Here is a 23477-nt window from a genome sequence, read left to right as displayed (position 1 = left end):
GGTACAGCATCACCGTTGCCCCCTTGCTAGATCGCGTGCCGTCGGCGAGGGGCCCGGGGCCGCAGCGGCCCCCTGTGCATCCGCCTCGGGCGGGTGGGCAGGTGGCCGTTACGGCACCCTGAGGCGCATCCTGGGAGTGATGCGCACGGGAATCTGGCTTGATATTCCGTGCGGATAAATCTAGGATCAAGTAACTGGCACGTTGTGTAAAAGCTGCCCTGCGCGGGTTTGTTTGCGCAGGCGTGGCTCCCGTTAATTACGTGGCTGCGAGAGTCGTAGCCACCATGAAGTCCAGGAGGACATACAGTGGCAAAGGCGAAGTTCGAGCGTACAAAGCCGCACGTCAACATCGGTACCATCGGTCACGTGGATCACGGTAAGACCACCACCACGGCCGCCATCACCAAGGTGCTGGCTGACCAGTACCCCGATGAGAACACCGCCTTCGCTTTCGACGCCATTGACAAGGCGCCGGAGGAGAAGGAGCGTGGCATTACGATCAACATCTCCCACGTTGAGTACTCCACCCCGAAGCGTCACTACGCTCACGTTGACGCCCCGGGTCACGCTGACTACATCAAGAACATGATTACCGGCGCTGCCCAGATGGACGGCGCTATCCTCGTGGTCGCCGCCACCGACGGCCCTATGCCGCAGACCCGCGAGCACGTTCTGCTCGCTCGCCAGGTGGGCGTGCCCTACATCCTCGTGGCGCTGAACAAGTGCGACATGGTGGATGACGAGGAGATCATCGAGCTCGTGGAGATGGAGATCCGCGAGCTGCTCGCCGAGCAGGAGTTCGACGAGGAGGCCCCCATTGTCCACATCTCCGCCCTGAAGGCTCTTGAGGGCGATGACAAGTGGACCCAGTCCATCGTGGATCTCATGCAGGCCTGCGATGACTCCATCCCGGATCCGGAGCGCGAGACCGACAAGCCGTTCCTGATGCCGATCGAGGACATCTTCACCATCACCGGCCGTGGCACCGTGGTGACCGGCCGCGTGGAGCGCGGTAAGCTCAACCTGAACGAGGATGTCGACATCATCGGCATCAAGGAGAAGTCCACCCACACCACCGTCACGGGCATCGAGATGTTCCGCAAGATGATGGACTACACCGAGGCTGGCGACAACTGTGGTCTGCTCCTCCGCGGCATCAAGCGCGAGGACGTGGAGCGCGGCCAGGTTGTGATCGCTCCGGGTGCCTACACCCCGCACACCGAGTTCGAGGGCTCCGTGTACGTGCTGTCCAAGGACGAGGGTGGCCGCCACACCCCGTTCTTCGACAACTACCGTCCGCAGTTCTACTTCCGCACCACCGACGTGACCGGCGTTGTGCACCTCCCCGAGGGCACCGAGATGGTTATGCCGGGCGACAACGTGGACATGCGCGTCGAGCTGATCCAGCCCGTCGCCATGGACGAGGGCCTGCGCTTCGCTATCCGCGAGGGTTCCCGCACCGTGGGCGCCGGCCGCGTGACCAAGGTGATCAAGTGACACTTGAGCCTTAAGCGCGCATGAGGGCCGCTTCCCTGTCAAGGGGAAGCGGCCCTTTTCTTCGTTCCATGAAAAAGAGGTGACCCCATGCAAGACCCCACCAGAATCGCACCGCTGCTCAACCTGCTGCGAGATGCGTGGGAGGCACAGCCGGATCTGGCGCTCTCCGAGTTGTGGGGGATCCTGGAAAATCGCGGCATCGGGTGGGGCGCCACCGATGAACAGGTGGCCGAGGCGCTGCGCCAGATCCTGCGGGAACACCCCCTGAAGGTGGAAGAGGAGCCGGTTCTGGTCTATACCACGCAGCCGGAGCACCTGGTGACCATTCACCCTGGGGATAGTGCGGTGGTGGTGCGCCACCCAGATCGTTCCCGCCAGCCGTCCTGGTGGACCCTGGGCGAGGTGGTGCGGGCTCGGGTGGGAGCACCCCTGGTGCTCCGCGATGCGGAGGGGATGGATCACCGCCTGGGAGTGATCCGGGGGATGGACGCGGTGCGGGAAAATCGACGCGACCTGAGCGGGCTGCGCCGCGACCGCATGGAGGATACGGCGTATGCCTGTCGGCTAGATAGCGGCGCTCTGGTGGTGGTTGGGCACAGCGTGGAGGTGTACGCCAAGGAAAGGCGCAGCGTGGTGCATTCCACGCTGCGCTGGGAAAGGATTAAGGCCGGTGCGGTGGGCACCGGCCTGGTAGTGATTCCCCGTGGTGGGGGAGGAGAGCGGGAACTGGGCGTGGTGAGCGCGGTGCTCCCGCTGGCCTGATTCCCCTAGTGGGATACGGGGGCGAGGTTGATCTTGTACACGCTGTCCACGTCTATGCCGGGGAGGGCGGCGCGGAGATCGTCCTCGTTTTGCTCGATTGCGGAGCGCAGTTCCACGAGGTTCGTGGTGGCCTCGCCTCGGATAGTCCAGGCGATAGTGGGTCGGGAGCGATCCACGGTGGCCTTGTGGCGCACGCGGGTGACGCCGGGTACCTCTTCGAGGGCCTCGCCCACGGCGGAGGCCATGCGCGTGAGGCTGATGTCGATGGAGCCCTGAGTGCTGGAGGCCTGGGAGCGCTGCCGGTTGAAGCCACGGCGGCGCAGGTTTGCGGCGATCCACCACAGGCCCAGGATGATGCCGAGGATCATGGTGGCCCACAGCGCCACGAGGAACCAGGGGGATTCCTGAGCATCGGCGAGCACGGAGGCGTCGATACGCTCGATCCATTGCTGGGTGGGCTCGAACTCTAGCCAGGCGGCGATGCCCCAGAGGCCTCCGGCGAGGCTGAGCAGGCCAAGGAGGATCAGAAGGGTCCTATCAATAGCGGAGAGCGCGCGGCTCATTTCTGCTCACCTCCGGCGGAGTTATCAAAGCTGATCTTCACGGTCATGGAGTTACCCACCAGGGGATCGAGGTTACTGTGGACATCGTCGTGCACGCGCTGCTGCACGGTGCTGTCTCCGGTGGTGGCCGTTGCGTGGAGGCGTACCGTGCCACCGCGCACCTGGGTGGAGGCGGAGGTGATGCCGGGGACGCGCTTGGCCGTGGCCGTGGTATTGCGGGCCAGGTCTACGGGACGCGCCCACAGGGATACCTGGGAATCCACGGGTAGGTAATCGCGGCGCCGGGGCTTGAGGGCGATGAGGATCAGGAAGAGCCCCACGATCACGGCCACGATGGAGGCGGGAATCATCCACTGCTGGAAGGTGCCCTGGGAGAGGTCATCGAGCAGCGGAAGAATCCAGCTTTGCCGCTCCTCCTCGGTGTAATGCAACCAGAGTTCGCGGCCGGCGACCCCGGCCAGGGCGATGAGGCCCAGGCCGAGAAGCACGGAGACCCATCGCGCGGCGGGGGAGGCCTTGGGCTCCTGGCCGTACCCAGGGCGTTGATTATCGGACACGGGGTTCTCCCTTCTCCTGCGCCGGGCTTAGCGGGTGCCACGGGGTGACCGTGATGGGGGTCAGCGGGCGCGGTAGAGCGATGGTCACCTCGGGGGGTTCCTGGTCCTCCGAGGCTACCGTGATGGGAATGAGCGGCTGCTCCGGGGCGGTGACCACTTGGGGAGGATTGGTGTCCTCGGAGGCCACGGTCACGGGGGTCAGCGCCATGCGGCTGGGGCCGTCCTCGGTCTCCCGGGGCGCGGCGACGTGTTGTTCTCGCACCATCACGGGCCGCAGGGCGGGGAGGTCCGGGGAGGCGTCGATAAGCTCTGCCGTGACGCGGTGCTCGCCCTTGACCACGGTGCCCACCAGAATGTTGCAGTGGGTCACGCGCAGCCCCGTCATGCCGGTCACCCAGTCGGTGATGGTGGCGCGCACCTCCTCGGCCACGCGGGTGACCGGGGCGGGCCAGGTCACGGCGATGAAGGCCTCGATGGAGACCACCCCGCGATCGGCATCGACGAGGACGTCATAACGGGGAAAGCTGCGCGCCGCGATCCGGTCGAGGGTCTTGCCCACCTGCGTGGTGCCGGGGACGGATTGGGCGGCGGCCGCGACGATGCGTGAGACAGCGCGCTCTGTGATGAAAATGCGGCCGCGGTTGTTCACCCCTTACCACCTCGTCCGGAGGTCAGGCTATCCCAGAGGGCGCGCAGGTCAATGCGCCCCTCGATCTGTGCGCCGACGACGCCGCCGATGGCACCCAAAAGAAGCGCCGCGAGGAATCCGCCGAATCCACCCACGGCTGTGCTGAGGGCTACGGCAAGGCCAAAGGCGATGCCAATGATGGTCATATTTTTCATGAAATCTTCCTCGATTTCAGTAGCGGTGAGAACGTGATGGTCATTCGGTGAGGTGGGAGCGAGCCGAAACTACTCTTCCGTGGCCTTTGCGTTGGTTTTTGCACTGGTTCCAGGGGATACGGCGTCCGCGACGATGACGTCCACGGTGAAGCCCGTGGCCGCCTGCGCCGTGGATCGAACCTCCTCAGCCAGGCGGTGCAGATCCGAGGCAGCGTCAAGATCGGCCACTAGGTGAACCTCAAGGCGGGACTCCTCGCGCAGCCTCAGGCCGCGCACGCGCTTTCCGGGGTAGAGCAGGGACGCCTCCCCGAAGGCTCCGGCATGGAGGTCGGCCACGCCGGGAACGGAGCGCAGCGCGGCGGCGAGCCGCTCGGCGTCCTCATAAGACAAGGGATCGGTAACGGGCACGGGGCCTCCTTGACGTGCGGAATCGTGGAGTGGGGCTGATGCGGCCCTGCGTGAAGCGGCGGGGTGGGCGCGGTGCCCTCGGTTGTGCTTTTCGACGCCGCTCCGCCCGGAAGCATCGAGCGCAGTAGGCCTCCGCCGGGCCCGGCTGGCTTTCGGCCGGTTTCTGGCCGGGCCCGGCGTGTGGATAAGGTGCGGTTACTGGACGCGGCGGGGAGCATCCTCGGAGGGCTGCTCCTTGGTCTCCTCGTCATCATCGAGATCGAGGTGGACGTCGGTAACGGTGACGTTTACCTCGGTAACCTCCAGGCCGGTCATGCGCTCGATGGCGCGAATGATGTTGCGGCGGATGGCTTCGGCCAGCTCGTGAATGGCCACGCCGTACTCGGCCACGATGGAAAGGTCCACGGCGGCTTGGCTCTCGCCCACCTCCACATCCACGCCCTGCTGGATGTTCTCGGAGCCGCCGAAGGACTCGCGGATGGAACCCAGCATGCGGGCGCCGCCGCCGCCGAGGGCGTGCACGCCGGAGACCTCGCGGGCGGCCAGGCCGGCGATCTTGCCCACCACCTGATCCTCAATCACGGTGCGGCCGTGGTCGGTGCTGAGGGCGTCGTTGCGGGCCACCTCGGTGGAGGTGTTCTTGGTGGGGTTGTTCTGGTTGTTCTTCACGTTCGTATTTGCGTTCTTATCAGCCATGATGCTCCTTCTTCTAGGTATGGCTTGGCGTGTACTGGCGCCAGTATACGGATCGTTTCCGGAGGCGCTAGGGCCCTTGCCACAGGTTGCTATGTAGCGGCTCGGCTACATGATGCGGAATGCCTGGTCAGGGGCTCGGGCGAGGAAAAATGTGAGGTTTGCATAAAAATGCCCGGCGTGCTTTAATGGCTGGGTTGCTTTAACACAGCGTCGTTTTTCCGTGCCCATCTGTGGTTCGTCCGCCCCCGCGGGGGAGCGTGGTGCGGCCGGGATGAACTGGAAAAGCGCGCTGCTGGTGAGGCGAACATGACACCTTTGTTTGGGGTTCCGCGCCCTCCCCGGTGAGGGGTGAAGCCGCATGGAAGGCTCCAGGATCGGGGTAGGTCGGCCCGCTGAGGCGCGGCATTCCCGAGAATGGAAACCGGAGAAGGGGCATGGCAAATAAACAGCGGCAGTACGCAAGGGCCACTCTCCTCGCGCAAGCGTGGGGGTTCCTTGAGGCTTGATCGGTTCGGCATGAACTGGTGCGCTGCGGTGCGTTTGCCTGTCACAAGGCCCCGCAACGTGCAGCGCCGGTGATGTCATGGTGGTCAAGTGAAGAACTGGCGTTGAACCTGCTGGCTCCGGCCCCGGGACAACGTTATAGAGAACATCAGGAAGCTAATTCCCACCTCTACGCCGGAGCGATCCGGTGAACGTGGGACGAGCGAGGAAGAGGATAAGCGTGGCGGGACAAAAGATCCGCATTCGGCTCAAGGCCTATGACCATGAGGCGATCGACGCGTCGGCACGCAAGATCGTCGAGACCGTGACCCGTACCGGGGCGCGCGTCATCGGCCCCGTGCCGCTGCCCACCGAAAAGAACGTGTACGCCGTTATTCGTTCTCCCCACAAGTACAAGGATTCTCGCGAGCACTTCGAGATGCGCACGCACAAGCGCCTGATCGACATTCTCGACCCGACGCCCAAGACGGTTGATGCCCTCATGCGCATTGACCTTCCGGCCAGCGTCGATGTGAACATCCAGTGATCGACGATCGACGACAAACTTTGGCGGAGAAGAACTAATGAGTGAAAACGAGATCAAGGGCATTCTGGGCACCAAGCTCGGCATGACCCAGGTCTTTGACGATCAGAACCGGGTGGTCCCGGTGACGGTCGTGGAGGCCGGGCCGTGCGTGGTCACCCAGATCCGCACCATCGAGACCGATGGCTACAACGCCATCCAGATCGCCTACGGCGAGATTGACCCCCGCAAGGTCAAGAAGCCGCAGGCGGGACATTACAAGAAGGCCGGCGTGACGCCGCGCCGCCACGTGACCGAGATTCGCATGGACGACGTCTCCGGTTACGAGGTGGGCCAGGACGTCACCGTGGAGATCTTCAACGACGTCGAGTTTGTGGACGTCACCGGCATCACCAAGGGCAAGGGCTTTGCCGGCGGCATGAAGCGCCATGGCTTTGCCGGCCAGGGTGCCGCGCACGGTAACCAGGCCGCCCACCGCCGCGTCGGCGGTATCGGCGGTGCCGCTACCCCCGGCCGCGTGTTCAAGGGCAAGCGCATGGCTGGCCGCATGGGTTCTGATCGCGTGACCACCCAGAACCTGAAGATTCAGAAGGTAGACGCCGATGCCAACCTGCTGCTCATCAAGGGCGCAATCCCGGGCAACCGGGGTGGCATCGTCACCGTTAAGACCGCAGTGAAGGGCGGTGCACACGCATGAGCACTCTGAAGTTGGACGTCCATACCGCGGACGGCAAGACCAACGGCCAGGTGGAGCTCCCCGCAGAGATCTTTGACCGCGAGGCCTCCGTGGCGCTGATGCACCAGGTTGTGAACGCGCAGCTCGCCGCGAAGCGCCAGGGCACCCACGCCACCAAGACCCGCGGCATGGTCTCCGGCGGCGGCAAGAAGCCTTTCCGCCAGAAGGGCACCGGCCGTGCCCGCCAGGGCTCGATCCGCGCGCCGCACTTCACCGGCGGTGGTGTGGTTCACGGCCCGCAGCCGCGCGACTACTCGCAGCGCACGCCCAAGAAGATGAAGGCCGCCGCCCTGCGCGGCGCCCTGACCAACCGCGCCTCGAACGAGCGTATCCACGTCATCGAGGAGCTCGTGCCCGGCCAGCAGCCCTCGACGAAGGCCGCCCGCGCCTTCATCGAGCGCCTGACCGAGCGCAAGAACGTGCTGCTGGTGATCGGCCGCGAGGACCTGAACGGACGCCGCAGCGCCAATAACCTGCCGAACGTTCATATCCTCACCCCGGAGCAGTTGAACACCTACGACGTGCTCAACTCCGATGACGTTGTGTTCTCCGTGGAGGCTCTGCACAGCTTCATCAACCGCTCCAGCGACGCTGCTGCGGAGAAGGAGGAGAACTAATGGCTAAGATCGCAAACCCGCGCGACATCATCCTCGCGCCGGTTGTTTCCGAGAAGTCCTACGGCCTCATGGAACAGAACACCTACACGTTCTTTGTGGCCACGGACGCCAACAAGACCCACATCAAGCAAGCCGTGGAGGAGATCTTCGGCGTCAAGGTTGCTTCGGTGAACACCGTGAACCGTGAGGGCAAGCGCAAGCGCAGCCGCACGGGCTTCGGTCGCCGCAAGGCCACCAAGCGCGCCTACGTGACCCTCCGCGAGGGCAGCGACTCCATCGACATCTTCGGCGGTTCGGCCGCCTAAGGGTGCCGAGAAGTAAGGACACATTATGGCTATTCGTAAGTACAAGCCGACAACTCCGGGTCGCCGCTTCAGCTCCGTTTCCACCTTCGAGGAGATCACTCGCTCGAAGCCGGAAAAGAGCCTGCTGCGCCCGCTGCACAAGACCGGCGGCCGTAACGTACACGGCCACATCACTACCCGTCACAAGGGCGGTGGACACAAGCGTCGTTACCGCGTGATTGATTTCCGCCGCAACGACAAGGACGGCATCGCGGCCAAGGTTGCTCACATCGAGTATGACCCCAACCGCACCGCCAACATCGCTCTGCTGCACTACATCGACGGCGAGAAGCGCTACATCGTGGCGCCCAAGGGCCTCAAGCAGGGCATGATGGTGGAGGCCGGGCCGAACTCGGACATCAAGGTGGGCAACAACCTGCCGCTGCGCAACATCCCCACCGGTACCACCATTCACGCCGTGGAGCTTAAGCCCGGCGCCGGCGCCAAGCTCGCCCGCTCCGCGGGTGCGTCCATCCAGCTCCTCGGCAAGGAGGGCAAGTACGCGGTGCTGCGTATGCCCTCCTCCGAGATCCGCCGCGTGGACATCCGCTGCCGCGCCACCGTGGGCGAGGTGGGCAACGCCGAGCAGATCAACATCCGCTGGGGTAAGGCCGGCCGTATGCGCTGGAAGGGCGTGCGCCCGACCGTCCGTGGTGTGGTGATGAACCCCGTGGATCACCCGCATGGTGGTGGTGAAGGTAAGACCTCGGGTGGCCGTCACCCGGTGTCGCCGTGGGGCCAGAAGGAAGGCCGCACCCGCAACCCGAACCGTTACTCCAACAACATGATCGTGCGTCGTCGCCGGTCCAACAAGAAGCGCTAAGAGGAGGTAAGTCACAATGCCACGCAGCCTGAAAAAGGGCCCGTTCGTCGATGAGCACCTCCTCAACAAGGTGGACGCTCAGAATGAGAAGGGCACCAAGCAGGTCATCAAGACCTGGTCTCGTCGGTCCACCATTTTGCCGGACTTCATCGGCCACACCTTCGCCGTCCACGACGGCCGTAAGCACGTGCCGGTGTTCATCGACGATTCCATGGTTGGACACAAGCTGGGCGAGTTCGCGCCCACCAAGACCTTTAAGGGTCACGTCAAGGACGATAAGAAGGGACGTCGATAAGCGATGAGTGAGACCATCACCTCCGCACGCGCCACCGCGCGCTACGTTCGCGTCACCCCGATGAAGGCTCGCCGCGTGATCGACCTGGTTCGCGGCAAGTCCGTGTCCGAGGCCCTGGCCATTCTCAAGTACGCCCCGCAGGGCGCCGCCAAGCCGGTGGCCAAGGTGGTTGCCTCGGCCGCCGCGAACGCCGAGAACAACTTTGGGCTGGACCCGCGCACCCTCGTGGTCTCCGAGGCTTATGCCAACGAGGGCCCCACGATGCGCCGCTTCCAGCCGCGCGCCCAGGGTCGCGCCTACCAGATCCGCAAGCGCACCAGCCACATCACCGTGGTTGTCGAGAGCCAGAAGGAAGGGGCCAAGTAGTGGGCCAGAAGATTCACCCCCACGGCCTCCGGCTGGGAATCACTTCCGATTGGAAGTCCCACTGGTACGCCGACAAGCAGTACAAGGATTACGTCGCCGAGGACATCAAGATCCGCGAGTTCCTGTCTAAGGGAATCGAGCGCGCCGGCATCGCCGACGTCGTGATCGAGCGCACCCGCGACCGCGTCCGCGTGGACATCCACACGGCTCGCCCCGGCATCGTCATTGGTCGCCGTGGCTCCGAGGCTGACCGGATTCGTCGTTCGCTGGAGAAGCTCACCGGCAAGCAGGTTGCTCTCAACATTCTTGAGGTCAAGAATGTTGACGCTAATGCTCAGCTGGTGGCCCAGAACGTGGCGGATCAGCTTGCCAACCGCGTGGCGTTCCGCCGCGCGATGCGCAAGGCGATCCAGTCCGCCATGCGTCAGCCGCAGGTCAAGGGCATCAAGGTGCAGTGCTCCGGCCGTCTCGGCGGTGCCGAGATGTCCCGCACCGAGCGCTACCACGAGGGGCGCGTGCCCCTGCACACCCTGCGCGCCGAGATCGAGTACGGCGTTCACGAGGCCCACACCACCTTCGGCCGCATCGGCGTGAAGGTCTGGATTTACAAGGGCGACGTGGTCGGTGGCCGTCGCGAAAGCGAGCTCAACGCACCGTCCGAGCGTCGCGGCCGTGGTGACCGCGCCGGCCGTCCGCGTCGCGGTGGCCAGCGCCGGAACCGCGCTGAGAAGAAGCAGGAGGGCTAAACGCAATGCTTATTCCTAAGCGCGTGAAGTACCGCCGCCAGCACCGCCCGACTCGTCGTGGCGTGTCCAAGGGCGGTAACCGCATCAACTTCGGTGATTACGCCATTCAGGCCCTGGAGCCGGCGTACATCACCAACCGCCAGATCGAGGCGGCGCGTATCGCCATCAACCGCCACGTCAAGCGCGGCGGTAAGGTCTGGATCAACATCTTCCCGGATCGTCCGCTGACCCAGAAGCCGCTCGGCGTGCGTATGGGTTCCGGTAAGGGTCCCGTGGAGAAGTGGGTGGCTAACGTCAAGCCGGGCCGCGTTCTCTTCGAGATGAGCTATCCGGACAAGGCCACGGCCGTGGAGGCCCTGCGTCGTGCCGGCCAGAAGCTGCCCTGCAAGGTCCGCATCATTTCTAAGGAGGACCAGTTCTAATGGCTACCGGTACCCCCGCACACGAGTTCCGCGAGCTGTCCGTGGAGGAACTTGAGACCCGCCTGTCCGAGGCCAAGGAGGAGCTGTTCAACCTGCGCTTCCAGATGGCTACCGGCCAGCTGACCAACAACCGCCGGCTGCGGACGGTCAAGCGCGACATTGCCCGCATCTACACCGTCATCCGCGAGCGCGAGCTTGGTCTGTCCGTTGTCCCGGGAGCTGAGGCTTAATTATGAGTGAGGCAAACGTGACTAAGAAGGAAAAGGGCGCGCAAAAGGTTCGCACCGGCTACGTGGTTTCTGACAAGATGCAGAAGACCATCGTGGTGGAGCTGGAGGATCGCAAGCGCCACGCCCTCTATGGCAAGACCATGCGCACCAACTCCAAGGTGAAGGTGCACGATGAGAACGAGACCGCCGGCGTGGGTGATCTCGTGCGCATCGCCGAGACGCGGCCGCTGTCCAAGGACAAGCACTTCCGTCTCGTGGAAATCATCGAGAAGGCCAAGTAGGCCCCTCGGTTTTCCACTGTTAACCCCCTCCGTGTTCACGGAGGGGGTTTCTTCATGGAGAGAGGGTGTGTACGAAAGTATCCTTTGGGGGTGGCGGGTGGGTAAACGGAGGGTTTCGCCTCGGTAAAGATGCAGCCTGGTGGCGGTTTCTTCAAGAAACTATTATGTATCTATTTGTATTGCAGATTAATGACGCTACCCCTGCAAACCTTCAGAGGCTGGACAAGCATAGTCAAGGGTTTATACTGCCCTCGTAAGTTTCTTGCAGGCGATCCCAAGTTGTGTGGTAGCGAGAGTACCCGGTGTCAGAGGCACGCGGTACATCGAACGGCTGCTTGGGTAACGCGCCTGCTTGCCAGTGCGTCCTCACCGCAAAAGAAAGGCCAGCCATGCGCTCCAAGATCGTCTCCACCGTGGTCGCCGCAGCCGTCTCGCTCGGCGCCGTCGTTGCCGCCCCCTCCGCCTCCGCCGCCCAGCCGGTGGTTCCGGGCACCGTGGGCCAGTCCTGCTCCATCGAGGGGCAGCGTGGCCAGTCTCTGAAGATCACCTCCAGCACCTTCGAGGTGGAGGGCACCGCCACCGTGGCCAACTACAATGACGAGGATCTCCCCCTGACCCAGACCCTCAAGGAGGGCAAGACCAAGTCCTGGAACGTGGGCGGCTCCGTGGACTTTGATCTGCTCAAGCTCTTCCACGTGACCTTCAGCGCGGGCTACCAGTCCACCCAGACCTGGGAGGTTGGCCAGACCCTCGGCCCGTACCCCGTCAAGCCCGGCTACACCGGCGTGCTGGAGTACGGCTTCCTCAACCAGCGCTTCGAGGGCACCCACATCCGCTGCTCCGGCGGCACCTGGGTGGACACCGGCCGTCCCTTCCACGGCACCATCCCCAAGGAGCGCCACGTGAAGGTGTCCATGCGCTCCAACGACGCCTAAGCGCCTTCGGGCACAGTAAGCCATAGGACAGAGGAAGGACGAGCTGATGAGGAAGAAGCTAATCGTCGCGGCGTGCAGCCTGGCCGTGGGCCTGAGCGCCATGGGCGGCGGCTCCGCGATGGCGGCCCAGACGCAGAAGCTCACACCGGATCAGGACGAGCACCGCTCCACCTTCGTGGAGGGGGAGCGCTGCAACCCGGCCACGGACGGTAAGCGCCACCCCTGGGAGCAGTGGATCGTGGACGAGTGGGATCGCTACAACGGCACCACCTCCTTTACCAACACCACGGATCGGGAGATCACCTACTCCCTTGAGGTCACCGAGGGCGTCAACGAGTCGGTGAAGGCCATGAGCAGCGGTAACACCTGGGACGTGTTCTTCCGTGGGCTCAAGAACCGCTACGGCGTGGTGGAGACCTCCGAGTGGTCCGTGGGCGATAAGCTCGGCCCCATCAAGGTCAAGCCGGGTGAGACCGTGCGCGCAGACTACGGCGTGCACATGAAGGAGTTCATCGGCCGCGTGCGTACCTGCGATAAAAAGACCAGCACTTGGCGTACCGAGCCGTACTTTGGCAAGTATCACGGCAAGGGGCCCAGCACCCGGTTCGTGGTGTGGCATCGCACCACCGCGGAGGGCGACTACACCCAGAACTACATGCCCGTGAATGACTCGTGGGGCAAGGGCGGCGACGGCGGCTCCGGCTCCCAGACGATTAACGGTAAGGCGTGATGATCGTGGCTAGGAAGAAGATCGCCGCTGCGGTGGCCTCGGCCACCGCCTCCCTGGCGGTGCTCGCCGGGGTGGTGGCTACCCCCGCGATGGCGGCGGAGGACTTCTCCGTGGGGCGCACCCCGGATTATTGGACGCCCGTGCCCAAGCTTCAGGCTAAGGAGCGCGGCCCGCAGCCGGGTACCCAGTGCACCCAGCGCGGTGAGGTTCGGGAGTACGTGGAGCTGAAGGATTCCCACTTCGATGTGGAGGGGCAGCAGTCCTCCGTCAACGATACGGACGGTGTGGTTCCCCTGAAGCAGACCATCAAGGAAACCAAGAAGAAGAAGTGGACCTGGTCCATGTCCGTGACGGTTAAGCTCACCGACGAGATCAAGAAGAAGTATGACTGGGAGTACAACCGGGAGATGTTCTGGTCCATGGGCCAGAACCTCGGGCCCTATGATCTCAATCCGGGTGAGAAGGGCACCATCGCCTGGGGCTTCATCATGGATGATTACACCAGCCAGCGCGTGCGCTGCGGCTCCTCGATGACCTGGGAGCCGGTGGGGCGGCAGCACTACGGCTCCGCTCCGCGCGAGCGCCACGTGGAGGTCGTGATTAACAAGGCCGCCTAAGCGTCCTCTATAACCCGTATTACCAAGGCCCCGCCGGTATCGGCGGGGCCTTGGTGCGTCGATAAGCCGAATGCGTAATGTTAGCCTAGCCAATGTTAGTGACGAGCTGAGGAGACCTGCGGTGACGAAGGAAGCAGACAAGCAAGAACTCAACGCGGTACGGGCGGCTGAGACGCCGGGCATGGTGTCCACCGGGGTACCCGAGGAGGTGGCGCGGCGCTACCGCGAAGCGGGGCTGTGGGTGGGGGATCACCACTGGCGCATGTTCGCGCGCACGGTGGAGCGCTACGGGGCACAGCCCGCGGCCACCGATCGTTACCGCTCGGTGACCTGGGCGGAGCTGGGGGAGACGGCGGCGGCGGCTTCGGCGCGCCTGGCGGCGTCGGGAGTGCGCCGCGGCGACGGGGTGATCGTGCAGATGCCCAACTCCGTGGCCTTTCTGGAAACGCTCCTGGGCATCTGGCGGCTGGGGGCGATCCCCGTGATGGCGCTGCCGGCGCACGGTTCCACGGAGATCATGTATTTTGCCGATACCGCGCCCGCCCGCCACTATGTGGGCCCAGCGAGGGGGGACCGCCATCACGCCCGCGTGGTGGCGCACCTGGCGGAGCAGCGCCCGGCGGTGACCCGGGTGGAGGTGGATACCCGCTGCGAGGGCTCCCCGTGGGGAGAGCACCCTGTTGCCGACCCAGCGGACGTTTCCACCGCAGAGCTGGCCTTTTTGCAACTTTCCGGCGGTACCACCGGGGTTCCCAAGATGATCCCCAAGACGCACGATGATTACCTCTATTCGGTGCGCGCCTCCCTGGACGTGTGCGATCTTGGGGAAGGAGACACCCTGCTCACGGTGCTGCCGGCCGCGCACAACTTCTCCATGTCCTCGCCGGGCATCCTCGGAGCCATGATGCGTGGCGCCCACATCGTCTTTGCCGCCGACCCCAGCCCCACCACGGTACTCCCGCTCATCGCCCGGCACCGGGTCACGCACAGCGCGCTCGTGCCGCCCATGCTGCTGAGTTACCTCAACTCCCCGGAGCGGCCCCGGCACGATCTCTCCTCGCTGCGCACCTTGTGGGTGGGCGGGGCCAAGCTCTCTGCCGCTGCCGCCCGGCGCGTGACCCCGGAGCTGGGCTGCCAGTTGCAACAGGTCTTTGGCATGGCGGAGGGGTTGGTGAATTACACGCGCCTGGATGATGCGGCGGACGTCGTGGTGAACACCCAGGGCCGCCCGGCCTCCCCGTGGGACGAGGTGAGGCTTATCGACGCCACGGGCCGCGACGTTCCCGAGGGGGAGCCGGGGGAACTCATCACGCGCGGGCCCTACACCATTCGCCGCTACCACCGGAACCCCGAGGCCAACGCCCGCTCCTTCACCGAGGATGGGTTTTACCGCACCGGCGACATCGCCACGCGGGACGCACAGGGCAATATCACGGTGGTGGGCCGGGCCAAGGACCAGATCAACCGCGGGGGCGAAAAGGTGGCGCCCGAGGCCGTGGAGAACGCGCTGCTGGAGCACTCCGGCGTGCACGATGTCTCCGTGGTGGGCATACCGGACGAGGCGCTGGGGGAGAAGATCCTGGCCTACGTGATCCGGCAGGCGGGGCGAGAACTCTCCGCCCTGGAGTTGCGGAAGTTTGCCCGGGAATCGGGACTGTCGAGCTTTGCGGTGCCCGATGCCATCGAGATCGTGGCGGAGTTCCCGTACACCGGGGTGGGAAAGGTGTCTAAGAAGCAGCAGCGCGAGCGGGATTGAGCCGCCCTCGCGGTCTTTGGTGCTTCCCGGTAGCGCCTTAATCCTCCTCACCGGGCTTGCTGAGCGCCGCCAGAACCTCGTCGTGGGTGGGCGGCTGCGCCCCCACGCGCGAGCAGGTGATCGCGGCGGCGGTGGCGGCAAAGCGCAGCACCGCGCGCCATTCCTCCTCGCCCAGTTCCGCGAGGTCGCGCGGGCTCCACCCCTGACGATCCGCGTAGCCCACCAGAGAGGCCAGGATCGTGTCCCCCGCGCCGATGGTGTCCACCACCGTGACCGGCACGGCGGGCACGTCCACCCGGGCCCGCGCGGTGCGAACGCTCAGCCCCGCGCCGCCCCGGGTGGTGACCATCACGGGAACGTCGATGTTCTCGGCCCCACCCAGGAACTCCACCTCTTCCTCGGAGAGCTTCAGCAGAGTCACGTCCGGCAGTAGGCCGCGTAGGAACCTGCGGTGCTGCTCGGTGGCGTAGAAGTCGCGGATATTCGGGTCCAGCGCGATGAGCGTGCCCTGGGCTGCGAGGCCGCGCAGCACCTCGGCGTAGCGGCTCGCGGCGGGTTCGAGGGCGAGCGAGCAGGTGCCAAAGCAGGCGATCGGGGTGGGGTCGGCGCTGGGGCGAGCCAGGCGGTCGGCGGTGCCCTCCACGTAAAAGGTGTAGTGCGCGGAGCGGGATTCGTCGATGCTGGTCACCGCGAGGGTGCTGGGCTCCTCGCCGCGTTGCACGAGGTCGGTGCGCACCCCCTCTCGGTGCAGGTTATTGACGAGGGCCTGGCCGAAGGTATCCGTGGAGAGGCGAGACTGGAAGGAGACCTCCGCGCCCTGCCGCGCGGCGGCGACGGCCACGTTGTAGGGTCCGCCGCCCAGGGCGGGCTGGAGCGGCGCGAGGGGAGCGGGGGTAGTGGGAACGAGGTCGATGAGGCCCTCGCCGTAGACGGTAATCATGGCTCCTCCTGTGGTGATGGGCTGGGTAGCTGTTGGGGCGGTTATGAGCTAGGTGCCACGGTAGCAAGACCAAAGAGCGTTCGGGGCGCGGTGGGCGTCCGATCGGAACGTGGGGCCGGTGCCGGGCGCGGCGGGGAGCGCGGATAGGCGGGCCAGAGTGGGCGATAACGGGAAAGAAAGCGGGCATAATCGGGTGTTTGCGGCCACACCATAGTGGCCGGGGCCGCTATTCTGGTGGGCATGGCGAAAAACCATTACCGCCCCGCCTATCACGTCTCCCCACCCCAGGGGCGCCTGAACGATCCCAACGGCATGTTCGTGAGCGGCAGCAGCCTCCACGTCCACTACCAGCATGATCCCGGCTTTCCCGGGGCCCCCAAGCGCACCGGCTGGGCCCACGCGGTTATTCCTCTGGACGGCGAGGGGGCTTATATTCCCCGGCACCTGCCCGCGGCGATGGAGCCCGGCCGCCCCTATGACGCTCACGGTTGTTACTCGGGCTGCGCGGTGGTGCTCCCGGAGAGCGCCCGTTCGGACTACGGCACCCAGGCCACGGTGGCGCTGTTCTACACGGGCAACCTCAAGACGGAGCACGGGCGGGTAGCCACCCAAAACCTCACCCTGCTGGAGGAGCCGGACGGCCCGCTCGGCGGGGTGTACCGGAGGGCCGAGGAGAATCCGATCATCGCGCATCGCCCGGAGGGCTTCACCCCGCATTACCGCGATCCACACGTGGGGCCCGATCCCGAGCACCCCGGCTCCTGGCGCATGGTGCTCGGCGCGCAGCGCGGCGAGGGCGAAGGCGGCGCGGATAACGGTGAGGGCGCGGTGGCGCTCTACCGCTCGGAGAACCTCCGGGACTGGAGCTTCGCCGGTGCCCTGGGCTTCGATACCTCCCGGGCGGAGCCGGGAGACGCCCCGGACATGGTGCCGCAGAGTTACATGTGGGAATGCCCCAACCTCTTCCGGCTCACCGATCAGCACACAGGGGAGGAGCGAGACGTTCTGGTGATCTGCCCGCAGGGCCTTGATGAGGTGGAGGAGGTGCTCCCGGAAAACCCCGACGTGATGGTCACCCATTACGCCAGCACGGATCAGTGTGGCTACCTGGTGGGCCGTCTGGAGGGCACCACCTTCCACGTGACCAGGGGCTTTAGCGAGCTGGACTACGGCCACGAGTTCTACGCCCCGCACATCATCCCGGAGACGGAGCACACCGCGCTCATGCTCGCCTGGATGGGCCAGCCCGCCCAGGACGATAAGCCCTCCCTGTCCGAGGGGTGGGTGCACATGCTGACCTGCCTGCGCAAGCTCACCCTCGTAGACGGGCGTCTGCACCAGGAACCGCTTCTGCCGGAGCGCCTTGAGGCCCCCGATGCCTTCCGCCTCTCCCGCACCCTCGGCGAGAGCGACCTGGAGGAAAGGCTTATCGACGCCGCCGGCACCACCCAGGTGCGCCTGGCCTATGACGCCGCCGCGCGGGTGCTCTCCGTGGCCCGCCGGGGCGGCCACCTCGCCGTCGATCGCGGCGACGGCAACGCCTGGGATACCCGCACGTTCCGCGTGAGCCCGGGCCCGCTGGAGGTCATCGTGGACGGCGCGGCGGTGGAAATCTTCGCCGGTGCCACCGGGATCACCGCCAGCTTGCAGGCGTTTAGCTCGCCGGGCGCGGGCTGGCGGCGCGGATAAACCTTTAAGATGCATTTCTAGTACGTCACATCAAAGAGAAAGCGGAAAACGCCACCGTGGAACACAAAGAGGTAGCCAGCCGCGTGCTGAAAAGGCCGTGGGCGGGGAGGACAACCTCGTCGCCGCGGCGCACTGCGCCACGCGCCTGCGCATGGTACTCAAGGATGACTCCCGCATTGATCGCGCGAGCCTGGACGACGATCCCGATCTCAAGGGAACCTTTGAGGCCGGGGGCATGTTCCAGGTCATCGTGGGGCCCGGCGACGTGGACCAGGTATTCGACCAACTGGACGCGCAAACCTCCAAGAGCATCGCGGTGAGCACCGAGGAGCTCAAGGAGGTGGCGGCCAAGAGCGGCAACCCCTTCACCCGCGCCGTCAAGATGCTCTCGGATATCTTCGTGCCGCTGATCCCCATTCTGGTGGGCGGCGGTCTGCTCATGGCGCTCAACAACCTGCTTACCGCCGAGGGCGTGTTCGGGGATCGCTCCCTGATCGCCATGTATCCGCAGATCGCGGACCTCTCGGACCTCATCAACCTGCTGGCCTCGGCGCCCTTCGCGTTCCTGCCGGTCTTGGTGGGATTCACGGCTACCAAGCGCTTTGGCGGCAACGAGTTCCTCGGCGCGGGCATGGGCATGGCGATGGTCATGCCCTCCCTGGTCAACGGCTACTCCGTGGCGGAGACCGTGGCCAACGGCCAGATGCCCTACTGGGACATCTTTGACCTGAACGTGGCCCAGGCCGGATACCAGGGCACGGTACTGCCGGTACTGGTGGTGTCCTGGCTGCTGGCCACCACGGAGAAGTTCCTGCACAAGCGGCTCAAGGGCACCGTGGACTTCCTGCTCACCCCGGTGGTCACCCTGCTGATTACCGGCTTTATCACGTTCATCGCCGTGGGGCCGGTCATGCGCACCGCGGGCGACGCCCTGGGCGAGGGCCTGGCCTGACTTTACCACATGGCCGGCCCCCTGGGCGGCCTCCTGTTTGGCCTGTTCTATTCCCCGATCGTGATTACCGGCCTGCACCAGTCCTTCCCGCCCATCGAGATCCAGCTCTGGGCGTCCGACGGCGGCTCCTTTGTGTTCCCCGTGGCCTCCATGGCCAACATTGCCCAAGGCGCTGCCACCCTGGCGGTGTGGACGCTGGCGAAGTCGGACAAGCTCAAGGGCCTGGCCGGGGCCTCAGGGTTCTCCGCGATCTTCGGCATCACCGAGCCCGCGATCTTCGGCGTGAACCTGCGCCTGCGCTGGCCGTTCTTCGTGGCGATGGGCGGTGCCGCCCTGGGCGGCGCGCTCGTGGCGATCTTCAAGATCAAGGCCACCGCCCTGGGGGCGGCTGGCTTCATCGGCGTGGTGTCCATGCGCGCCGGGGACTGGGGTACCTTCATGATCCTGGCCGTGGTGACCTTCGCGGTGACCTTCGCCGCAACCTGGGCCTACGGGCGCTACCTGGTGGCCAAGAATGGCAGCATCGACCCCGATGCTGCGGGTACGGCGCCGGCTGCGGAGGGCGCCGCCGGCGCCGCCATCGCGAAGGCGGCCGAGGACGCCACCGCCGTGGCCTCCCCCCTCACCGGGCAGGCGCTGGCGCTCTCTGAGGTCTCCGATCCGATGTTCGCCGCGGGCAAGCTCGGCGCGGGCGTGGCGGTGGTGCCGGAGGAGGGCGTGCTTCGCTCCCCGGTGGCGGGCACCGTGACGGTGGCCTTCCCCAGCGGACACGCCTTTGCGGTGCGCACCAAGGCCCAGGACGGCTCGAACGTGGACATCCTCATGCACATCGGCTTTGACACCGTGAATCTCAAGGGAGAGCACTTCAGCCCGCGGGCGGGCAAGGGGGACGAGGTGCAGGTGGGTGACGTGCTGTGCGAGTTCGACATCGCCGCGATCAAGGCGGCGGGCTATGAGGTGACCACCCCCGTGGTGGTGGCCAACGCCAAAAAGACCGGCCCCGTGCTCCCGGCCGCCAGCCTGGCGCTGCCGGGCGCGATCACCGCGGGGGAGGGGCTGTTGACGGTGGACATGAAGCAGGTTGCCGACGCCGCCCCGAGTGCCTAACCGCCCTGGGGGAGGGTTTTGCGTGCGCGGGCGTGGAGGTGGTTTAATAGGGCGGCTGTCTGCGTGACGGGTGCGTTCCGAGCCCGGGTGACCTGAGCGTCAGCGCAGGAAACGCAATTTGTACATAGACCGCGTGCGTTCAGGGCGGAAATCTGGCGCACACTCGAACCAGGTCAAGGAGACCAGCAGTGATTCAGCAGGAATCGCGTCTGAAGGTCGCCGATAACACCGGTGCGCGAGAGATTCTGTGCATCCGTGTTCTTGGCGGTTCCACCCGACGCTTTGCCGGTATCGGTGACACCATCGTGGCCACCGTGAAGGAAGCCACCCCCGGCGGCAACGTCAAGGCCGGTGAAGTGGTGAAGGCCGTGATCGTGCGCACCAAGAAGGAGACCCGTCGCCCGGACGGCTCCTACATTGCGTTCGACGAGAACGCCGCCGTGCTCATCAAGAACGATGGTGAGCCCCGCGGCACCCGCATCTTCGGGCCGGTGGCCCGCGAGCTGCGCGAAAAGAAGTTCATGAAGATTGTGTCGCTGGCACCGGAGGTGATCTAAGTGAAGATCCGCAAGGGCGATATGGTCCAGGTGATCTCCGGCCCCGATAAGGGTGCCCAGGGCAAGGTGATTCAGGCCTTCCCCAAGACGGAAAAGGTGCTCGTGGAGGGCGTGAACCGCATCAAGAAGCATGTGGCTAACTCCGCCCCCGAGCGCGGCGCCGAGTCCGGCGGCATCGTGACCCAGGAGGCTCCCATTCACGTGTCCAACGTGATGGTTCTGGATTCCGAGGGTAAGCCCACCCGCGTCGGCTACCGCTTCGACGAGGACGGCAAGAAGGTCCGCATCGCGCGTAGCAACGGGAAGGACATCTAATGAGCGAGAACTACACCCCGCGGCTCAAGACTGTCTACCGCGAAGAGATCCGCACCAAGCTCAACGAGAAGTATGAGTACAAGAACGTCATGCAGATCCCCGGTCTGACCAAGATCGTGGTGAACATGGGTGTGGGCGACGCCGCCCGCGATTCTAAGCTCATCAACGGCGCGATCGAGGATCTGACCCTGATTACGGGCCAGAAGCCGCAGATCCGCCGTGCCCGCAAGTCCATCGCTAACTTCAAGCTGCGCGAGGGCATGCCCATCGGCGCGAAGGTGACCCTGCGCGGCGACCGCATGTGGGAGTTCCTGGATCGCCTGCTCACCGTGGCGCTGCCGCGTATCCGCGACTTCCGGGGTCTTTCCGATCAGCAGTTCGACGGTCACGGTAACTACACCTTCGGCCTGACCGAGCAGACGATGTTCTACGAGATCGACGTGGACAAGATTGACCGTCCGCGCGGCATGGACATCACCGTGGTGACCACCGCCACCAATAACGAGGAGGGGCGTTCCCTCCTGCGTCTGCTGGGCTTCCCGTTCAAGGACGGCGAGGGCAAGATGCAGGCCAAGGAGGCCTAAATTAGCCTCAAGGCGTGAAGAACCCCGGCATTGGGCCGGGGTTCTTTGTTGTATAGGGGACTACCAGCGGTAGTCCAGGAACTTGCCGTCGAGGGTGATCACCACGCGGTCGCCCTCGGGGTCGGGGCGGCGGGTGAAGTCCACCTTGAAATTGATGGCGCTCATGATGCCATCGCCAAACTCCTCGTGGATCAATTCCTTGAGCGCAGGGCCGTACACGGAGAGCGCCTCGTGCAGGCGGTAGATGGTGGGATCGCGCTGCACCTCGGGGGCGCTGCCGCGAAGGGGCTGGAGGCGCAGGGACTCCACCACGCGATCGCGCTCCTCCCCCTCGAACCCCAGGTGTTCGGTGATGGTGCGGGCCTGTTCCTCGGTCATGGGGTGCTGGCCAAGGAGCGCCGCGGTGGTCCAGACCACGGGGGCGTCGATCAGCGCCGCGAGTTCCGCCCAGGTCTCACCGGTGCGGATGCGCTGGGCGGTGATGAGCGCGGCGGCCTCGGATTTGGGCAGGATGGGTTGCGTCATGGGAGCCTCCTTGAAATGAAAAGGTATTGCCAAGAGTAGTGCATTTCTCGCCAAATCACACGAGTGACACAAGTTTTGTTATGATCCTTGCGAAAATACTTTTTGGCTATGCTCCACCTGTATTTCGTCTGGTCAATGAGGCGGGATGAACCTGATTGGCGGTGGAGAAGATTGGAAGAGAATACGTGAAGAGAACTCGCCTGCTCGCGCTCCTGACCGCCATCACGGTGGCGCTGCCCGCCGCTCCCGCCGTCGCCCTGCCCTCCGTGGAGGGGCCGCACCCCGGCGCTCCCTTCGGCGGGTCCTCGGTGCGCCAAAGTGACCGCAGCTTCTTCGAGAACCATGAGGATCTCTCCGGCCGCAACCCCGGCGAGGTGCTGGGCGTGCGCCACCTGCTGTACCACGCCTTTGGCCTGCCGCTGCCGCTGGACGTCACGCAGATCCGCTTTGTGACCACGGACGCGCAGGGCAACAAGACCCACGGCATCACCTCCGTGGTGGCCCCCTCGGTGCCGAGCAACGGCAAGCTCATCTCCGTTCATTCCATCTATGATTCGCTGGACCCGGAGCACTCTCCCTCCCGCGCCATCGCCGGAGACGTGGCCCTGGGCACCCTCGCCTCCTCCAGCGTGGAAACGGCCGAGGTCGTGGGGTTCCTCACCCGTGGCTACAGCATCGCGTTCACCGATATTGAGGGGCAGAACGCTCACTTCATCGCCGGGCCGGAGTACGGCACCACCACCCTGGACGGCATTCGCGCGGCCCTGGCCGTGCCGGATACCGGCCTGAGCCAGGATTCCCCGGTGGGCCTGATGGGCTACTCGGGCGGCTCGATCGCCACGAACTGGGCGGCGCAACTGGCCCCGTCCTACGCCCCGGACATCAATGACAACCTGGTGGGCGCCGCCACCGGCGGCGTGCTGGTGAATCCGATCAACAACATCAGCTACGTCAGCGGCTCCGCGTACTGGGCGCCCATTCAGCTCATGGCCGTGGTGGGCCTGGGCCGGGCCTACGGGGTGGATCTGGCCAAGTACTTCAATGACTTTGGCAACCTCATGCTCAGCCGCGTGGAGAAGGCCTCCATCACCGAGGTGGTGGGAACCGCGCCGGGCCTGACCTGGGAATCCCTGGTGAAGCCGGAGTACCGCGATCCCGCGGCCATTCCGGAGCTGGCGGAGATTATCCGCAAGGTGAACATGGGTGTGGCCCCCGATCCCACGATTCCCTTCTACTATTCGCAGGGCACCGTGGGCGAAGTGATCGGCACGGTGGATGTGCAGCGGGGCCTGGGCCAGGCCGGCGATGGCGTGATGGTGGCCGAGGATTCCCGCGCCCTGGCCAACAAGTATTGCGCGGCCGGTGTGCCCGTGCAGTACGAGGAGCACCCGGTGGCGCACGTGGCCGGGGGCGCCGCGTGGTTTGTCAACGCCTCCCAGTGGATGCGCGATCGCTTCGAGGGCAAGCCCGCCCCGAGCACCTGCGGCAGCATTCCCGCCGGTAATCAGAGCATTCTGAACTAACGCGGCGAGCGCAAGTGCGGGCCTGGGAGATCCC

General features: G+C 65.3%; 30 protein-coding genes and 1 pseudogene. 23 read left to right on the top strand and 8 right to left on the bottom strand.

All coding sequences use genetic code 11. The annotated features are described in order from the left end of the window. Nucleotides 1-306: 306 nt before the first annotated feature. Nucleotides 307-1497, top strand: a complete 1191-nt coding sequence (tuf, locus tag Cocul_RS05440) for an elongation factor Tu (protein ID WP_055122279.1) — start codon at nucleotides 307-309, stop codon at nucleotides 1495-1497. Between the two features lie 87 nt (nucleotides 1498-1584). After that, entirely contained in the window at nucleotides 1585-2259 is a 675-nt protein-coding gene (locus Cocul_RS05435; RefSeq protein WP_055122278.1) for a hypothetical protein, read from the top strand. Between the two features lie 5 nt (nucleotides 2260-2264). Here Cocul_RS05435 and Cocul_RS05430 read toward each other — a convergent pair whose 3' ends face one another. From Cocul_RS05430 to Cocul_RS05405, 6 genes are all read right to left on the bottom strand, one after another. Continuing rightward, a complete protein-coding gene (locus Cocul_RS05430; protein WP_055122277.1) occupies nucleotides 2265-2822 on the bottom strand; it encodes an Asp23/Gls24 family envelope stress response protein in 558 nt (185 codons plus the stop codon). After that, a complete protein-coding gene (locus tag Cocul_RS05425; protein WP_055122276.1) occupies nucleotides 2819-3379 on the bottom strand; it encodes a DUF6286 domain-containing protein in 561 nt (186 codons plus the stop codon). Before Cocul_RS05425 ends, Cocul_RS05430 begins: the two co-directional genes overlap by 4 nt. Beyond that, nucleotides 3369-4028, bottom strand: a complete 660-nt coding sequence (locus Cocul_RS05420; protein WP_055122275.1) for an Asp23/Gls24 family envelope stress response protein — start codon at nucleotides 4026-4028, stop codon at nucleotides 3369-3371. Before Cocul_RS05420 ends, Cocul_RS05425 begins: the two co-directional genes overlap by 11 nt. After that, nucleotides 4025-4222: a hypothetical protein gene (locus Cocul_RS05415; RefSeq protein ID WP_055122274.1), complete on the bottom strand. Its 198-nt coding sequence runs from the start codon at nucleotides 4220-4222 to the stop codon at nucleotides 4025-4027. The genes Cocul_RS05420 and Cocul_RS05415 overlap by 4 nt, the downstream gene beginning before the upstream one ends. 69 nt (nucleotides 4223-4291) lie before the next feature. Further along, entirely contained in the window at nucleotides 4292-4630 is a 339-nt protein-coding gene (locus tag Cocul_RS05410) for a hypothetical protein (protein WP_055122273.1), read from the bottom strand. A 195-nt stretch (nucleotides 4631-4825) separates the two neighbouring features. After that, complete coding sequence (locus tag Cocul_RS05405; protein ID WP_082422185.1) at nucleotides 4826-5326, bottom strand: Asp23/Gls24 family envelope stress response protein; 501 nt, start codon at nucleotides 5324-5326, stop codon at nucleotides 4826-4828. A gap of 724 nt (nucleotides 5327-6050) precedes the next feature. Between Cocul_RS05405 and rpsJ the strand changes: the two genes are divergently transcribed. The 15 genes from rpsJ to Cocul_RS05330 all read left to right on the top strand — a co-directional run bounded on the left by rpsJ (nucleotide 6051) and on the right by Cocul_RS05330 (nucleotide 15251). Further along, nucleotides 6051-6356: a 30S ribosomal protein S10 gene (gene rpsJ / locus Cocul_RS05400; RefSeq protein WP_018118334.1), complete on the top strand. Its 306-nt coding sequence runs from the start codon at nucleotides 6051-6053 to the stop codon at nucleotides 6354-6356. Between the two features lie 37 nt (nucleotides 6357-6393). After that, nucleotides 6394-7050, top strand: coding sequence for a 50S ribosomal protein L3 (rplC, locus tag Cocul_RS05395; protein WP_055122272.1), 657 nt, complete (start codon nucleotides 6394-6396; stop codon nucleotides 7048-7050). Continuing rightward, nucleotides 7047-7706, top strand: coding sequence for a 50S ribosomal protein L4 (gene rplD, locus Cocul_RS05390; RefSeq protein WP_055122271.1), 660 nt, complete (start codon nucleotides 7047-7049; stop codon nucleotides 7704-7706). Before rplC ends, rplD begins: the two co-directional genes overlap by 4 nt. Further along, a complete protein-coding gene (gene rplW / locus Cocul_RS05385; RefSeq protein WP_018118337.1) occupies nucleotides 7706-8011 on the top strand; it encodes a 50S ribosomal protein L23 in 306 nt (101 codons plus the stop codon). Before rplD ends, rplW begins: the two co-directional genes overlap by 1 nt. A gap of 25 nt (nucleotides 8012-8036) precedes the next feature. After that, nucleotides 8037-8873, top strand: coding sequence for a 50S ribosomal protein L2 (rplB, locus tag Cocul_RS05380; protein WP_055122270.1), 837 nt, complete (start codon nucleotides 8037-8039; stop codon nucleotides 8871-8873). A gap of 16 nt (nucleotides 8874-8889) precedes the next feature. Beyond that, nucleotides 8890-9168, top strand: a complete 279-nt coding sequence (gene rpsS, locus Cocul_RS05375; protein ID WP_018118339.1) for a 30S ribosomal protein S19 — start codon at nucleotides 8890-8892, stop codon at nucleotides 9166-9168. Between the two features lie 3 nt (nucleotides 9169-9171). Continuing rightward, nucleotides 9172-9534: a 50S ribosomal protein L22 gene (gene rplV / locus Cocul_RS05370; RefSeq protein ID WP_055122269.1), complete on the top strand. Its 363-nt coding sequence runs from the start codon at nucleotides 9172-9174 to the stop codon at nucleotides 9532-9534. Beyond that, on the top strand, nucleotides 9534-10280 hold the full coding sequence (gene rpsC / locus Cocul_RS05365) for a 30S ribosomal protein S3 (RefSeq protein WP_018118341.1): 747 nt from the start codon (nucleotides 9534-9536) through the stop codon (nucleotides 10278-10280). Before rplV ends, rpsC begins: the two co-directional genes overlap by 1 nt. Nucleotides 10281-10285: 5 nt before the next feature. Then, nucleotides 10286-10702 (top strand): 50S ribosomal protein L16, encoded by a 417-nt coding sequence (rplP, locus tag Cocul_RS05360; RefSeq protein WP_018118342.1) that lies wholly within the window; start codon nucleotides 10286-10288, stop codon nucleotides 10700-10702. Then, nucleotides 10702-10932, top strand: coding sequence for a 50S ribosomal protein L29 (gene rpmC, locus Cocul_RS05355; protein ID WP_055122268.1), 231 nt, complete (start codon nucleotides 10702-10704; stop codon nucleotides 10930-10932). Before rplP ends, rpmC begins: the two co-directional genes overlap by 1 nt. A gap of 2 nt (nucleotides 10933-10934) precedes the next feature. After that, nucleotides 10935-11213: a 30S ribosomal protein S17 gene (gene rpsQ / locus Cocul_RS05350; protein ID WP_055122267.1), complete on the top strand. Its 279-nt coding sequence runs from the start codon at nucleotides 10935-10937 to the stop codon at nucleotides 11211-11213. A gap of 389 nt (nucleotides 11214-11602) precedes the next feature. After that, nucleotides 11603-12148, top strand: a complete 546-nt coding sequence (locus tag Cocul_RS05345; protein WP_055122266.1) for a hypothetical protein — start codon at nucleotides 11603-11605, stop codon at nucleotides 12146-12148. A 46-nt stretch (nucleotides 12149-12194) separates the two neighbouring features. Continuing rightward, a complete protein-coding gene (locus Cocul_RS05340; protein ID WP_150114386.1) occupies nucleotides 12195-12878 on the top strand; it encodes a hypothetical protein in 684 nt (227 codons plus the stop codon). 5 nt (nucleotides 12879-12883) lie between these two features. Next, nucleotides 12884-13495, top strand: a complete 612-nt coding sequence (locus tag Cocul_RS05335) for a hypothetical protein (protein WP_150114385.1) — start codon at nucleotides 12884-12886, stop codon at nucleotides 13493-13495. A gap of 181 nt (nucleotides 13496-13676) precedes the next feature. Further along, entirely contained in the window at nucleotides 13677-15251 is a 1575-nt protein-coding gene (locus Cocul_RS05330) for a (2,3-dihydroxybenzoyl)adenylate synthase (protein ID WP_055122645.1), read from the top strand. A gap of 37 nt (nucleotides 15252-15288) precedes the next feature. On the opposite strand, the gene Cocul_RS05325 is transcribed toward Cocul_RS05330, so the two are convergent. After that, nucleotides 15289-16191 (bottom strand): carbohydrate kinase family protein, encoded by a 903-nt coding sequence (locus tag Cocul_RS05325; protein ID WP_055122264.1) that lies wholly within the window; start codon nucleotides 16189-16191, stop codon nucleotides 15289-15291. Nucleotides 16192-16431: 240 nt separating this feature from the next. Between Cocul_RS05325 and Cocul_RS05320 the strand changes: the two genes are divergently transcribed. The 5 genes and pseudogenes from Cocul_RS05320 (at nucleotide 16432) to rplE (ending at nucleotide 21395) form a co-directional block, all read left to right on the top strand. Continuing rightward, the gene (locus Cocul_RS05320) at nucleotides 16432-17880 is read left to right on the top strand and encodes a glycoside hydrolase family 32 protein (RefSeq protein ID WP_055122644.1); all 1449 of its coding nucleotides are present in this window, start codon (nucleotides 16432-16434) and stop codon (nucleotides 17878-17880) included. A gap of 56 nt (nucleotides 17881-17936) precedes the next feature. Next, nucleotides 17937-19939 (top strand): annotated as a pseudogene (locus Cocul_RS05315) (sucrose-specific PTS transporter subunit IIBC). Between the two features lie 188 nt (nucleotides 19940-20127). After that, nucleotides 20128-20496, top strand: a complete 369-nt coding sequence (rplN, locus tag Cocul_RS05310; protein WP_018118351.1) for a 50S ribosomal protein L14 — start codon at nucleotides 20128-20130, stop codon at nucleotides 20494-20496. Next, complete coding sequence (gene rplX / locus Cocul_RS05305; protein WP_055122263.1) at nucleotides 20497-20811, top strand: 50S ribosomal protein L24; 315 nt, start codon at nucleotides 20497-20499, stop codon at nucleotides 20809-20811. Further along, nucleotides 20811-21395, top strand: coding sequence for a 50S ribosomal protein L5 (rplE, locus tag Cocul_RS05300; RefSeq protein WP_055122262.1), 585 nt, complete (start codon nucleotides 20811-20813; stop codon nucleotides 21393-21395). Before rplX ends, rplE begins: the two co-directional genes overlap by 1 nt. A gap of 60 nt (nucleotides 21396-21455) precedes the next feature. On the opposite strand, the gene cynS is transcribed toward rplE, so the two are convergent. Next, nucleotides 21456-21920, bottom strand: a complete 465-nt coding sequence (gene cynS / locus Cocul_RS05295) for a cyanase (RefSeq protein ID WP_055122261.1) — start codon at nucleotides 21918-21920, stop codon at nucleotides 21456-21458. A gap of 185 nt (nucleotides 21921-22105) precedes the next feature. Here cynS and Cocul_RS05290 point away from each other — a divergent pair, with 185 nt between their 5' ends. Next, entirely contained in the window at nucleotides 22106-23443 is a 1338-nt protein-coding gene (locus Cocul_RS05290) for a lipase family protein (protein WP_069723594.1), read from the top strand. Nucleotides 23444-23477 lie beyond the last annotated feature (34 nt).

It is taken from the genome of Corynebacterium oculi (genome assembly GCF_001412105.1).
GTDB classification, from domain to species: Bacteria; Actinomycetota; Actinomycetes; order Mycobacteriales; family Mycobacteriaceae; genus Corynebacterium; species Corynebacterium oculi.
This window is presented reverse-complemented; position numbering and strand designations above follow the sequence as displayed.

Excerpts from the sequence above, each read along its gene's own strand:
- Cocul_RS05435 (WP_055122278.1), top strand. The coding sequence starts at position 1,585 with ATGCAAGACCCCACCAGAATCGCACCGCTGCTCAACCTGCTGCGAGAT.
- rplV (WP_055122269.1), top strand. The coding sequence starts at position 9,172 with ATGAGTGAGACCATCACCTCCGCACGCGCCACCGCGCGCTACGTTCGC.
- rplD (WP_055122271.1), top strand. The coding sequence starts at position 7,047 with ATGAGCACTCTGAAGTTGGACGTCCATACCGCGGACGGCAAGACCAAC.
- Cocul_RS05405 (WP_082422185.1), bottom strand. The coding sequence starts at position 5,326 with ATGGCTGATAAGAACGCAAATACGAACGTGAAGAACAACCAGAACAAC.
- rplW (WP_018118337.1), top strand. The coding sequence starts at position 7,706 with ATGGCTAAGATCGCAAACCCGCGCGACATCATCCTCGCGCCGGTTGTT.
- Cocul_RS05345 (WP_055122266.1), top strand. The coding sequence starts at position 11,603 with ATGCGCTCCAAGATCGTCTCCACCGTGGTCGCCGCAGCCGTCTCGCTC.
- cynS (WP_055122261.1), bottom strand. The coding sequence starts at position 21,920 with ATGACGCAACCCATCCTGCCCAAATCCGAGGCCGCCGCGCTCATCACC.
- rplE (WP_055122262.1), top strand. The coding sequence starts at position 20,811 with ATGAGCGAGAACTACACCCCGCGGCTCAAGACTGTCTACCGCGAAGAG.
- Cocul_RS05320 (WP_055122644.1), top strand. The coding sequence starts at position 16,432 with ATGGCGAAAAACCATTACCGCCCCGCCTATCACGTCTCCCCACCCCAG.
- rplC (WP_055122272.1), top strand. The coding sequence starts at position 6,394 with ATGAGTGAAAACGAGATCAAGGGCATTCTGGGCACCAAGCTCGGCATG.
- Cocul_RS05430 (WP_055122277.1), bottom strand. The coding sequence starts at position 2,822 with ATGAGCCGCGCGCTCTCCGCTATTGATAGGACCCTTCTGATCCTCCTT.
- rpmC (WP_055122268.1), top strand. The coding sequence starts at position 10,702 with ATGGCTACCGGTACCCCCGCACACGAGTTCCGCGAGCTGTCCGTGGAG.
- rpsQ (WP_055122267.1), top strand. The coding sequence starts at position 10,935 with ATGAGTGAGGCAAACGTGACTAAGAAGGAAAAGGGCGCGCAAAAGGTT.
- rplB (WP_055122270.1), top strand. The coding sequence starts at position 8,037 with ATGGCTATTCGTAAGTACAAGCCGACAACTCCGGGTCGCCGCTTCAGC.
- Cocul_RS05415 (WP_055122274.1), bottom strand. The coding sequence starts at position 4,222 with ATGAAAAATATGACCATCATTGGCATCGCCTTTGGCCTTGCCGTAGCC.
- rplP (WP_018118342.1), top strand. The coding sequence starts at position 10,286 with ATGCTTATTCCTAAGCGCGTGAAGTACCGCCGCCAGCACCGCCCGACT.
- Cocul_RS05330 (WP_055122645.1), top strand. The coding sequence starts at position 13,677 with ATGGTGTCCACCGGGGTACCCGAGGAGGTGGCGCGGCGCTACCGCGAA.
- Cocul_RS05340 (WP_150114386.1), top strand. The coding sequence starts at position 12,195 with ATGAGGAAGAAGCTAATCGTCGCGGCGTGCAGCCTGGCCGTGGGCCTG.
- rpsS (WP_018118339.1), top strand. The coding sequence starts at position 8,890 with ATGCCACGCAGCCTGAAAAAGGGCCCGTTCGTCGATGAGCACCTCCTC.
- Cocul_RS05325 (WP_055122264.1), bottom strand. The coding sequence starts at position 16,191 with ATGATTACCGTCTACGGCGAGGGCCTCATCGACCTCGTTCCCACTACC.